Here is a 12610-nt window from a genome sequence, read left to right on the forward strand (position 1 = left end):
TCAGGGCATGCTAGCCGCCCTCCGGGCGTCCGGCTTATAGTGCACGTCGCGCCAGTCCAGCTAAACCGCAGGATTACAGTTTGTCTAATGTCACTCCCTCATCTTCCGTGAGCGCACTCAATCCTGCGACCGGCTCACCCCTGCGCGGGTCCATAAAGGGCGCGCTGGCGGCGCTCGTCCTGTTGTTGCTCGCGCTGCTGTTCTGGCTATTGCTGGATCAGCTTCGCGATACCCAAAAACACCAGCGTCAGTACACCATCGACTACACCGCCGATCTGGCCTCGCAAGTCAGCCTGAACATGGCGCTGAACGCCCAGATCGCCCTCAACCTGCTACCGATCGTCGAACAACCAAAAAGCGCCGACGAACTGCAGGTACTTCTGCGCAAACTGCAAAAATCCTTGCCTGATCTGCGTAGCCTCGCGTTGCTCAGCCCTTCCGGGAAAGTCCTCACCGACAGTGCCGACGACAGCAACGACGCCGACTACCTGAGCGAACTGGTCCGGCGCAGTCACGCCCAGGCCCATTATTTCAGCAACGCCAATGACGGCTCGATGGTGCATCTGCTCCTGCATCAAGCCAGCGGCAGCACCCGCGGCTACTGGGTTCTGCGCCTGACGCCGACATTTTTCTCATCGCTGACCAAGCAAAACGAAGCCGGTATTCGCCCGCTGTGGGTGGTGGAAAACCGCGTCAATCACCAAGTCATCAGTCGCGATGAGTCACCCTTGGCCAAGCCCGGCGAACTGACCGAGGACGATGTGGCCAACAGCGTGCTGACAGTGCCCCTGAGCAACAGCGACTGGCAACTGCGCGGGTTGTTCGACCGGCAACGGATGATCGAACAGCTGCTGCCGGCGTTCATCGGCAAATGCCTTCTGGGCCTGGCCTTCTCGCTGCTGCCGTTCATCGCCCTGCTGAACATGCGCCGCCGCCAGCGCCAGGTGCACGAAGGCCGTCGACGCTACCAGGATATTTTCGAAGGCACCGGCGTCGCCTTGTGTGTACTCGACGTGTCCGGGCTCAACAGCTTCTTCGACAAGGCTCAGCTGCACAGCAGCGAACAACTGAAGGTCTGGCTCGAGACACCGGAACAACGCCAGCACCTGCTGCAGGAACTGCGCATCACCGAGGTCAACCTGGTCGCCCTGCAACTGCTCAACGTCAACACGTGCGATCAAGCCTGGAAACTGCTGATCGACGGTAACCCGCAGGACGGCACCGCCATCGGCAATCAAGTGCTCGACGCGGTGCTCAACCAGCAGAAACAGCTTGAACTGGAAATCAAACTGCAAGACGCCAATGGCCGCGACCAGCACTTGTGGCTGGTCCTGCGTCTGCCGGAAGACCAGGACGACTATAAAGCGGTGATCCTGAGCATTACCGACATCACCAGTCGCAAGCTGGTCGAGCTGTCGCTGTTGGAGCGTGAAGGATTCTGGTCCGACGTGGTGCGCACCGTGCCGGATCATCTGTACGTGCAAGACGTCATCAGCCAGCGAATGATTTTCAGCAACCACCACCTGGGCCAGACACTCGGTTACAACCGCACCGAACTGCACCAGATGGGCGAGTATTTCTGGGAAATTCTGCTGCACCCCGAAGATGCCGACTTCTACCACCGCTCGCGCCAAACCCAGCGCCAGACCGGTTACAGACAATTGATGCAATGCCAGCTGCGCTTCCGCCACCGGGACGGTAAATGGCGGCGCTTCGACATCCGCGAACAGGCGCTGGCGCGGGACAAGCACGATCAGGTCACACGGATCATCGGCGTGGCCAAGGACATCACCGATCAGATTGAAGCCAGTGAGTCCCTGCGCGACAGCGAGCAGCGTTACCGGATGCTCGCCGAAAGCATCAGCGACGTGATTTTCTCGACCGACAGCAAGATGGCGCTCAACTACGTCAGCCCGTCGGTGCAAGCCGTGCTGGGCTACGACGCCGACTGGATTTTCCAGAACGGCTGGCAATCAACCATCGCCAACCCGCAACAGCTGACCGGCATTTACAGCCTGATGGACCGGGTCAGCAAAGCGCTGAACAAACCCGACCAACTGGCGCTGTTGCGCAGCCAGGTGCAGACCCAACTGTTTTTGTTCGACTGCCTGCGGGCCGACGGGCGCAAGATTCCTATCGAACTGCGGCTGGTGCTGGTCTGGGACGAACACGGTGCATTCGAGGGCGTGCTGGGCGTCGGTCGCGACATCAGCCAGCAACGCCGGGCCGAAAAAGACCTGCGCATGGCCGCGACCGTATTTGAGCACTCGACCTCGGCGATCCTGATCACCGACCCGGCCGGCTACATCGTCCAGGCTAACGAAGCCTTCAGCCGTGTCAGCGGTTATGCGGTGGAGCAGGTGCTCGACCAGTTGCCGAACATGCTGACCGTCGACGAGCAGCAGGAAGCGCATCTGCGTTATGTGCTCAAGCAATTGCATCAGCACAGCACGTGGGAAGGCGAAGTCTGGCTCAAACGACGCAATGGCGAGCATTACCCGGCCTGGGTCGGGATCACGGCGGTGCTGGATGACGAAGGCGATCTGGCCAGCTACGTGTGCTTCTTCAGCGACATCAGCGAACGCAAGGCCAGTGAGCAGCGGATTCACCGCCTCGCCTATTACGACGCCCTGACCCACTTGCCCAACCGCACACTGTTCCAGGATCGCCTGCACACGGCGCTGCAATCGGCCGAACGGCAGAAGTCCTGGGTGGTGCTGATGTTCCTCGACCTGGACCGTTTCAAACCGATCAACGACTCCCTGGGCCACGCCGCCGGCGATCGCATGCTCAAGGAAATGGCCACGCGCCTGCTCGGCTGTGTCGATGATGACGACACCGTGGCGCGCATGGGCGGCGATGAATTCACCTTGCTGCTGCAACCGCGGGCCAACCGTGAAATTGCCTTGAACCGGGCGATTCATGTGGCCGAACAGATTCTCGCCAGCCTGGTGAAACCGTTCGTGCTTGAAGGCCGCGAGTTCTTCGTCACCGCCAGTATCGGCATCGCCCTGAGCCCTCAGGACGGTAACGAACTCAGCCAGCTGATGAAAAACGCCGACACCGCGATGTATCACGCCAAGGAGCGCGGCAAGAACAACTTCCAGTTCTATCAGGCCGACATGAACGCCAGCGCCCTGGAGCGTCTGGAACTGGAAAGCGACTTGCGTCACGCCCTGGAGCAGAACGAATTCGTCCTCTACTACCAACCGCAGTTCAGCGGCGATGGCAAACGCCTGACCGGCGCTGAAGCCTTGCTGCGCTGGCGCCATCCGCGACGCGGTCTGGTGCCGCCGGGAGACTTCATTCCGGTGCTCGAAGAGCTCGGTCTGGTGGTGGATGTCGGCGACTGGGTGATCAGCGAGGCCTGCCGCCAGCTCAAGACCTGGCATCAGGCCAAGGTCCGGGTACCGAAGGTGTCGGTGAACATTTCGGCCCGGCAATTCTCCGACGGCCAACTCGGCACGCGGATCGCCAATATCCTCAAGGAAACCGGCTTGCCGCCGGCGTGCCTGGAGCTGGAGCTGACCGAAAGCATCCTGATGCGCGAAGTCAGCGAAGCGATGCAGATTCTCGCCGGGCTGAAAAATCTCGGCCTGAGCATCGCGGTCGACGACTTCGGCACCGGTTACTCATCGCTCAACTACCTCAAGCAGTTCCCCATCGATGTGCTGAAAATCGACCGCACCTTCGTCGATGGCCTGCCGTCGGGTGAGCAAGATGCGCAGATTGCCCGCGCGATCATCGCCATGGCCCACAGCCTCAATCTGGCGGTTATCGCCGAGGGCGTGGAAACCCACGAGCAACTCGACTTCCTGCGTGAGCATGGTTGCGACGAGGTTCAGGGGTATCTGTTCGGCCGGCCGATGCCGGCGAACCGGTTTGAGGCGCAGTTCAGCAATGATGCGCTCTTCATGTTCGACTGAGGCCTTGTGGTGTTGCGGGCGGCCTCTTCGCGAGCAAGCCCGCTCCCACAGGGGAACGCATTTCAAAATGTGGGAGCGGGCTTGCTCGCGAAGAGGCCCTCCGACGCACCGCATATCTGGTCATGAAGCCCACTTGTCTGCGACATGATGTCCTTTCATATGCCATCTAAAACCCATTGGGTTAGAATGCCCCCCTTTTCTGCCCCGATCCTTGAGGACCGCCATGTTCAGCCGTGATTTGACTATTGCCAAGTACGACGCCGATCTCTTTGCCGCCATGGAGCAAGAAGCTCAGCGCCAGGAAGAACACATCGAGCTGATCGCTTCGGAAAACTACACCAGCCCTGCGGTCATGGAAGCTCAAGGCTCGGTACTGACCAACAAGTACGCCGAAGGCTACCCGGGCAAGCGCTACTACGGTGGTTGCGAGTTCGTCGACGTGGTCGAGCAACTGGCCATCGACCGTGCAAAAGAACTGTTCGGCGCTGATTACGCCAACGTTCAACCGCACGCCGGTTCGCAAGCCAACAGCGCCGTTTACCTGGCTCTGCTGCAAGCGGGCGACACCATCCTGGGCATGAGCCTGGCGCACGGTGGTCACCTGACCCACGGTGCCAGCGTTTCTTCCTCCGGCAAGCTGTACAACGCCGTTCAGTACGGTATCGACGGCAACGGCCTGATCGACTACGACGAAGTCGAGCGTCTGGCGGTTGAACACAAGCCGAAAATGATCGTGGCCGGTTTCTCTGCCTACTCGCAGATCCTGGACTTCCCGCGCTTCCGCGAAATCGCTGACAAGGTTGGCGCCTACCTGTTCGTCGACATGGCCCACGTGGCCGGTTTGGTCGCCGCTGGCGTCTACCCGAACCCGGTGCCTTTCGCTGACGTCGTGACCACCACCACGCACAAGACCCTGCGCGGTCCACGTGGCGGCCTGATCCTGGCTCGCGCCAACGCCGACATCGAGAAGAAACTGAACTCCGCGGTATTCCCGGGCGCCCAGGGTGGCCCGCTGGAGCACGTGATCGCCGCTAAAGCGATCTGCTTCAAGGAAGCGCTGCAACCTGAGTTCAAGACCTACCAGCAACAAGTGGTGAAAAACGCCCAGGCCATGGCCGGCGTGTTCATCGAGCGCGGTTACGACGTGGTGTCGGGCGGTACTCAGAACCACCTGTTCCTGCTGTCGCTGATCAAGCAGGAAATCTCCGGTAAAGACGCTGACGCCGCTCTGGGCAAAGCGTTCATCACCGTGAACAAGAACTCCGTGCCAAACGATCCACGCTCCCCGTTCGTCACCTCCGGCCTGCGCTTCGGTACTCCGGCTGTGACCACTCGTGGCTTCAAGGAAGCAGAGTGCAAAGAACTGGCCGGCTGGATCTGCGACATCCTGGCGGATCTGAACAACGAAGCGGTGATCGACGCCGTTCGTGAGAAGGTCAAGGCCATCTGCAAGAAGCTGCCGGTATACGGCGCCTAATCAGCCCGCAGAACCGCAGCAATGAAAAAACCGGCCAGTGATGGCCGGTTTTTTTTCGTCCGCAATTTTTTCAAACCGCGAAAAGGCTCAAGGTCGGGGCATTGCGCCCAACTGGTAAGACCGGTCATGCCAATTTTTCAAAATATGCTTGCGATCAGCCAAAAACAGCGCCTAGACTGCGCCTGCACTGGACATACCGGTAAGACCACAATAATTAAGTCCTGAATCTGATGCGCGAAGCGCACGGCAGCCAGGACACCGACCAGGATTCCTCCCATGCTCAGATGGTGCTCGCGTTCAATCTTCCTCCAAGTGGTTCTCGGACTGGTGCTCGGCATCGTCTGCGGGCTGACCCTTCCTGAATACTCCGCCCAGCTCAAACCTCTCGGCGATGGCTTCATCAAACTGATCAAGATGCTCATCGGTCTGATCGTGTTCTGCGTAGTGGTCAGCGGCATCAGCGGTGCCGGCGACCTGAAGAAGGTCGGACGCATCGGCCTGAAATCGGTGATCTACTTCGAAATCCTGACCACCATCGCCCTGGTGATTGGTCTGGTGTTCGCTTTCAGCACCGGCATCGGCAGCGGCGCGAACATTCATCTGGATCAGCTCTCCGCTGCCGACATGGGCGACATCGCCCAGCGCGGTCAGCACATGCATACCACCACGCAGTTCCTGATGGACCTGATCCCGACCTCGGTGATCGGCGCCTTCGCGGAGAACAACATTCTGCAAGTCCTGCTGTTTTCGGTGCTGTTCGGCAGTGCGCTGAACCTGGTGGGCGAAGCAGCGTCGGGTATTTCCCGGCTGATCAATGAACTGAGCCACGTGATCTTCCGCATCATGGGCATGATCGTGCGTCTGGCGCCGATTGGTGTGTTCGGGGCAATTGCCTTCACGACCAGCAAATATGGCTTGGACTCGTTGCAACACCTGGGCAGCCTGGTCGGCCTGTTTTACCTGACCTGTTTCGCGTTTGTGTCAGTGATTCTCGGCCTGGTGATGCGCCTGTCCGGCCTGCGGATGTGGCCGTTGCTCAAGTACCTGCGCGAAGAACTGCTGATCGTCATGGGCACCGCTTCTTCCGACGCCGTGCTGCCACAAATCATGCGCAAGCTTGAGCATCTGGGCATCGGCAGTTCGACGGTCGGGTTGGTGATTCCTACCGGTTACTCGTTCAACCTGGACGGTTTCTCGATCTACCTGACCCTCGCCATCGTGTTCATCGCCAATGCCACCGGCACGCCGCTGGCCATGACCGACCTGCTGACGATTCTGCTGGTGTCGTTGATCACCTCCAAAGGTGCCCACGGGATTCCCGGCTCGGCGCTGGTGATTCTCGCGGCGACACTGACGGCGATCCCGGCGATTCCGGTGGTCGGCCTGGTGCTGGTGTTGGCAGTGGACTGGTTCATGGGCATCGGCCGGGCGCTGACCAACCTGATCGGCAACTGCGTCGCCACCGTGGCCATCGCGCGCTGGGAAAAGGACATCGATATTCAACGGGCGAACAAAGTACTTTCTGGCCAGGTGGGTTATACCTTCCAGCCGAGAAAACCTGTCGGCCCGGCACATCAGCAGGAATTCTGAATAATCGCCGTGTCTGCCCACGGGCAGGCACGGTCATCAAAAGTTTTGGATGCTCATGGAGCGAACAGTGATCACCACATCAACCGTCGTCAATTCAGTCGTAGAGAAACTCCGGGCCGCTTTGGCCCGTGGTCAGTGGCGCTCCGGCGAGATGCTGCCGGGGCAGCGTGAGCTGGCCGAACAATTGGGCATCAGCCGACCGAGCCTGCGCGAAGCCGTCATCGTGCTGGAAACCCTCGGGCTGGTGCGCTCCATGCCGGGCAAAGGCGTGGTGGTGCTGGAGGCCAATCTCAGCGACAGCCAAAGCCACGACAGCGCTGTCGCCGGTGCGAGCCTGGAAGACGTGCTGCAACTGCGCTACACGCTTGAACCGTTCATTGTCGGCCTGGTGGCTCAGTCGATCAGCAGCAAGGAAGTCGGGCAACTGCGCCTGACCCTGATGGACATGCGCGAAGCGCTGGAAGCCAACGACAGTGAAGCCGGGGTGAACGCCTACATCGCATTCCACGAAGAGCTGTTCACGCTGACCTCGAACCCGATTTTCCAGAGTGTGGTGCAACAGACCAGCAACGCCCTCAAGCAAAGCGCCGACGTGCTGCGCAACTCCCCGGAGCATTTGGCTGAGCGCCTTGAGGAGAACGAAGCCGTGGTGCGCGCTATTCGCAGCAAAAACAGCGCCCAGGCCAGCGCCGAGATGCGTCGGCACATCCTTCGGGAAGGCCAGCGGATGGGCATCGAATTGAATATTCCGGACGACAACCTCGTCACTTGAGTCCGCTTCGAACTGGAGACAAGCCATGAACAGCTTCGCCTCACCGCAAATCCTCACTGCCCTGCCCTTCCCGCGAGCGAACACCGGAAAGCCGTCGGCGGATGATCTTTACTCACGGGTATTCGATGCCATTCTCGAACAGCGCATCCATGCAGCCAGTCGCTTTACTGAAGACAGCCTGGCGCAGATGTTCAGCGCTCGACGCAGTGACATTCGTAGCGCGCTGACGCAGCTGTCCCATCAGCAGATCATTATCCTTCGGACCAATCATCGTCCCCGAGTCGCCGCGCCCGATGCCGAGCAGACTCGGCAGACGCTGCATGCCCGACGACTGACAGAAATCACACTGGCTCGACTGGCCTGCCGACAACCTCGTCCGCAAGACTTGAAACGCCTGCGTGCCTTGATCGACAGCGAACGCCAATGCACGGCGCGTGGTCCGGCAATCCGACTGTCTGGGGAATTTCATCTGCAACTGGCTGAAATGGCGGGGAACGCACCGTTGGCGCATTTTCTCGGCACTCTGGTACCGCTGACTTCGCTGGCGATTGCGCAGTTTGATCCGCAGGTGGAGGGCTATTGCACGTGGCAGGCGCATGCCGCAATTGTTGATGCAGTGGAGCGTGGGGATGCTACGGCGGCCGAGATGTTGATGACCCGGCATCTGGATCATCTTGAGCAGGCACTGCTGAACTCTGGATCGGTAGTCAGCCAGAATCGTGTTGCCGGTTAGATTGCCTTCGCGAGCAGGCTCGCTCCCACAGGGGAATGCATTTCAAATGTGGGAGCGAGCCTGCTCGCGATGGCGGCATCAGGCCCGCTGAAATATCGGGCTTACTCCGCCGCTACCCGGGCAAACCCCTCACGTATTTTCTCTTCCGGCAAATCATCGGCAATGAACACGATCACGCTTTCGCGCGTTTCATCCTCGGCCCACTCCGTGTCCCAATCGAATCCGTATAACTTCAACACCCCCTGAAACACCATTCGCCGCGGCTCGCCAAGGATGTTCAACACGCCTTTGTAACGCAGCAATTGTTTGCCATGGTCCTCCAGCAGTTCGTTCATGAACTCGCTGAGTTTGTCGATATCCAGCGGCTTGTCGGTGCGCAGCACCAGGCTGGAAATGCGGTCGATGGACGGCGCTTTGCTCACCGGGCGCAGGCTGACGCCACCACCCAGGTCGGCATTGAGATTGAAGCCGCGCACGTCGAGCAATTCGGCCAGATCGATCTTGCCGTGCTCGACCACGCGGATCGGTGCGCGACGGTTGATGCGGGTCAGGCGCTCGCTCAGCGCGGTAAAGGTCGCCTCGTCCACCAGATCGCGCTTGCTCACCAGTAAGCGGTCGGCGAAACCGATCTGCGCCTGGGCGATGGTTTGAGTCAGGTGAGTGTCAGCGTGCGCCGCATCGACCAGGGTAATGATGCCGTCGAGGATGTAGCGCTCGCGCAGCTCTTCATCGATGAAAAAGGTTTGGGCCACAGGTGCCGGGTCGGCCAGGCCGGTGCATTCGATCACTAGACGGTCGAAGGCGATTTCGCCGCTGTCCAGGCGTTCGAGCAGCAGGTACAAAGCCTTGGTCAGGTCGGTGTGGATGGTGCAGCAGACGCAGCCATTGGACAGCGTCATCACTTGCACCGGTTCGTCGCCCAACAGTTGGGTGTCGATTCCGGCGTCACTGAATTCGTTTTCGATCACGGCGATTTTCAGGCCGTGTTCGGCTTTGAGCAGGTAGCGCAACAGCGTGGTCTTGCCGGCGCCGAGGAAGCCGCTGAGGATTGTTACCGGGATGGGAGAGGACAACTGGAGTCTCCTGTTTCACAAAATGAGAATTCAACACAAAAACAAATGTGGGAGCGAGCCTGCTCGCGAAAGCGGTCTATCAGTCAACACCGTGTCGACTGACAGATTGCCTTCGCGAGCAGGCTCGCTCCCACAGGGGATTGCGTCAACCTGCCGTCAGATCAACAGCACTTCGGCCCACCCTTGCCACCGTAACGAGCTTCCTGGCGTTCCCGGAAGAACATCTCGTAGGTCATCACCGGTTTGTCCGGGTGTTTGGTTTGCATGTGCTCGACATAATTGTCGTAGTCGGGCATCCCGACCATCAGGCGCGCGGCCTGACCGAGGTATTTACCGAGGCGACTCAGGTCATTGAACATGCTGCAATCCTCGATCAAGCGACCTTGAGCGCATAGAACAGGATACTGAATACCACGAACAGGAACAGCGCCGTCAGCGTTGCGTTGGTGTAGGCGTTGAAGATCACGTGCTGCATCTGCGTAATGTCCTTGGCCGGGGCGAGGATCTGACCGTTGGCCAGCGCATCGCTGTACTTCTTGGCCAGCGACAGGAAGCCGATCGCCGGGTTGGCGTCGAACAGCTTGATGAAGCCGGCAGTGGTGGTGCAGATCAGCAACCACACCGCTGGCAGCATGGTGACCCAGACGTAGCGCTGGCGTTTCATTTTGATCAGCACAACGGTGCCGAGCATCAGCGCGATACCGGCGAGCATCTGGTTGGAGATACCGAACAGCGGCCACAAGGTGTTGATGCCACCCAGCGGATCGATCACGCCCTGGTACAGCAACCAACCCCACATCGCCACGCAACCGGCGGTCGCGATCAGGTTGGCGGTCCAGGATTCAGTGCGTTTCAGCGCTGGCACAAAGGAGCCGAGCAAGTCCTGCAGCATGAAACGCCCGGCACGGGTACCGGCGTCGACGGCGGTCAGGATGAACAGCGCTTCGAACAGAATCGCGAAGTGGTACCAGAACGCCATGGTGTTTTCACCCGGCAGGACACTGTGCAGGATCTGCGCGATACCAACCGCCAGGGTTGGCGCACCGCCAGCGCGGGCCAGGACGGTGGTTTCACCGATATCCTTGGCTACCGCTTGCAGGGCTTCCGGGGTGATTGCAAAGCCCCAGCTGCTGACGGTTTGTGCCACGGCCACCACGTCACCGCCGACGACTGCCGCCGGGCTGTTCATGGCGAAATACACGCCCGGCTCGATCACCGACGCTGCAACCATCGCCATGATGGCGACGAAGGATTCCATCAGCATGCCGCCGTAACCGATGTAACGGGCGTTGGTTTCATTATCCAGCAGCTTCGGCGTGGTGCCGGAAGCAATCAGCGCGTGGAAACCGGAAACCGCGCCACAGGCGATGGTGATGAACAGGAACGGGAACAGACCGCCCTTCCACACCGGCCCGGTGCCGTCGATGAACTGGGTCAGCGCCGGCATTTTCAGCTCAGGCATGGTGATCAGGATGCCGATCGCCAGCGCCACGATAGTGCCGATTTTCAGAAAGGTCGACAGGTAGTCGCGCGGCGCCAGAATCAGCCAGACCGGTAACGAGGCGGCCACGAAACCGTAACCGACCAGCATCCACGTAATCTGCACGCCAGTGAAGCTGAACGCCTTGGCCCAGACCGGATCAGCGGCAATCTGCCCGCCGAGCCAGATCGAACCCAGCAGCAACAGCACACCGACAACGGAGATTTCACCGATGCGACCCGGACGGATGTAGCGCATGTAAATGCCCATGAACATCGCGATCGGGATGGTCGCCATCACCGTGAAAATCCCCCACGGGCTTTCGGCCAGGGCTTTCACAACGATCAGCGCCAGCACCGCGAGGATGATGATCATGATCAGGAAGCAGCCAAATAGCGCAATGGTCCCGGGAATGCGGCCCATTTCCTCACGGACCATATCGCCGAGGGAACGGCCGTTGCGGCGGGTGGACATGAACAGGACCATGAAGTCCTGAACGGCACCGGCCAACACCACGCCGGCAATCAGCCACAGCGTACCGGGCAGGTAACCCATCTGCGCCGCCAGGACCGGACCGACCAGCGGCCCTGCGCCAGCGATGGCGGCGAAGTGGTGACCGAAGAGGATGTGTTTGTTGGTGGGGACGTAGTCCAGACCGTCATTGTTGAGCACGGCGGGGGTGGCCCGTCGCGGGTCGAGCTGCATCACATTGTTAGCGATGAACAGACTGTAGTAACGATACGCAACCAGATAGATGGCCACAGCGGCGACCACAATCCACAAGGCGTTGATCGCCTCGCCTCGGCGCAATGCCACTACCCCAAGGGCGCACGCCCCTACGATTGCCAGCAGCAGCCAGGGTAGGTGGCGTAGCAGGCTATTATTATTTTTCATTTTATGATTCCAGCCAGGGTGGACAAGAAAGACAGCCATCCCGAGTTTAGCGCTAACGGCCGCAAAGGCCATCCCCCGCCATGGGGTGAGCCATCACTTTGCTGGCAGCCTTTGATAATGCGGGTCTATAGTCAGCGAACATCTACGAGGATTGCGCCATGAGCGAGCACCCTGCCGATCGCCGCCGCTTCAAACGAATTGCGTTCGATGCCCGAACCGAGCTGAGCCAGGGGGAACTCATCTGGCCGGTGAAGTTGATCGACCTGTCCCTCAAGGGACTGTTAATCGAAAAGCCCGAACCGTGGCTGGGGAATCGGGAGTGGCATTTCCTGGTCGATATTCATCTCAACGAGGACGTCGCCATCAAGATGGATGTGCAACTGACCCACGATGATCATGGTCAGCTCGGCTTCGTCTGCCGACATATCAGCCTGGAATCCATCGAACGCCTGCGGCGATTGGTTGAACTCAATCTTGGCGACCCGCAGGAACTGGAGCGGGAATTGGGCGCCTTGATCGAAGTCTGAAGGCCAATCCCCATTCCAATAATGAAATGGCTACCCCCGCTGCCCTCTGTGATCGCCCACTAAGCTTTCACAGGGGGCTCACCGGAGACCGTTGCCATGAACAAAGTAGCTATTGCCGCCATCGACCTGGGTAAACAC

8 protein-coding genes and 1 pseudogene are annotated in these 12610 nt (G+C 59.7%); 6 read left to right on the forward strand and 3 right to left on the reverse strand.

Annotated elements, in window-relative coordinates; all coding sequences use genetic code 11:
- Positions 1 to 80 precede the first annotated feature (80 nt).
- The 5 genes from ASC74_RS17895 to ASC74_RS17915 all read left to right on the forward strand — a co-directional run bounded on the left by ASC74_RS17895 (position 81) and on the right by ASC74_RS17915 (position 8498).
- Positions 81 to 3926, forward strand: coding sequence for a sensor domain-containing protein (locus ASC74_RS17895; RefSeq protein ID WP_056742852.1), 3846 nt, complete (start codon positions 81 to 83; stop codon positions 3924 to 3926).
- Between the two features lie 223 nt (positions 3927 to 4149).
- Positions 4150 to 5403, forward strand: a complete 1254-nt coding sequence (gene glyA, locus ASC74_RS17900; RefSeq protein ID WP_033054266.1) for a serine hydroxymethyltransferase — start codon at positions 4150 to 4152, stop codon at positions 5401 to 5403.
- A 276-nt stretch (positions 5404 to 5679) separates the two neighbouring features.
- Entirely contained in the window at positions 5680 to 6993 is a 1314-nt protein-coding gene (locus tag ASC74_RS17905; protein WP_046048772.1) for a C4-dicarboxylate transporter DctA, read from the forward strand.
- Between the two features lie 67 nt (positions 6994 to 7060).
- Complete coding sequence (locus ASC74_RS17910) at positions 7061 to 7765, forward strand: FadR/GntR family transcriptional regulator (protein ID WP_046048771.1); 705 nt, start codon at positions 7061 to 7063, stop codon at positions 7763 to 7765.
- 25 nt (positions 7766 to 7790) lie between these two features.
- Entirely contained in the window at positions 7791 to 8498 is a 708-nt protein-coding gene (locus ASC74_RS17915; RefSeq protein WP_056742854.1) for a GntR family transcriptional regulator, read from the forward strand.
- A gap of 101 nt (positions 8499 to 8599) precedes the next feature.
- On the opposite strand, the gene yjiA is transcribed toward ASC74_RS17915, so the two are convergent.
- From yjiA to ASC74_RS17930, 3 genes and pseudogenes are all read right to left on the reverse strand, one after another.
- Entirely contained in the window at positions 8600 to 9571 is a 972-nt protein-coding gene (gene yjiA / locus ASC74_RS17920; RefSeq protein ID WP_056742856.1) for a GTPase, read from the reverse strand.
- A gap of 161 nt (positions 9572 to 9732) precedes the next feature.
- Positions 9733 to 9930, reverse strand: coding sequence for a YbdD/YjiX family protein (locus ASC74_RS17925; protein ID WP_008154232.1), 198 nt, complete (start codon positions 9928 to 9930; stop codon positions 9733 to 9735).
- 20 nt (positions 9931 to 9950) lie between these two features.
- Positions 9951 to 11945 (reverse strand): annotated as a pseudogene (locus ASC74_RS17930) (carbon starvation CstA family protein); the annotation flags it as partial.
- A gap of 158 nt (positions 11946 to 12103) precedes the next feature.
- On the opposite strand from ASC74_RS17930, the gene ASC74_RS17935 reads away from it, so the two are divergent.
- Complete coding sequence (locus ASC74_RS17935; RefSeq protein WP_056742858.1) at positions 12104 to 12472, forward strand: PilZ domain-containing protein; 369 nt, start codon at positions 12104 to 12106, stop codon at positions 12470 to 12472.
- Positions 12473 to 12610: the final 138 nt, after the last annotated feature.

The sequence above is a fragment of the Pseudomonas sp. Root329 genome, from assembly GCF_001424925.1.
In the GTDB taxonomy this organism is placed as follows: Bacteria; Pseudomonadota; Gammaproteobacteria; order Pseudomonadales; family Pseudomonadaceae; genus Aquipseudomonas; species Aquipseudomonas arabinosi.

What these genes read in the sequence shown, in the direction of transcription:
- ASC74_RS17905 (WP_046048772.1), top strand. Translation starts at nt 5,680, where the DNA reads ATGCTCAGATGGTGCTCGCGTTCAATCTTCCTCCAAGTGGTTCTCGGA.
- glyA (WP_033054266.1), top strand. Translation starts at nt 4,150, where the DNA reads ATGTTCAGCCGTGATTTGACTATTGCCAAGTACGACGCCGATCTCTTT.
- ASC74_RS17915 (WP_056742854.1), top strand. Translation starts at nt 7,791, where the DNA reads ATGAACAGCTTCGCCTCACCGCAAATCCTCACTGCCCTGCCCTTCCCG.
- ASC74_RS17935 (WP_056742858.1), top strand. Translation starts at nt 12,104, where the DNA reads ATGAGCGAGCACCCTGCCGATCGCCGCCGCTTCAAACGAATTGCGTTC.
- ASC74_RS17925 (WP_008154232.1), bottom strand. Translation starts at nt 9,930, where the DNA reads ATGTTCAATGACCTGAGTCGCCTCGGTAAATACCTCGGTCAGGCCGCG.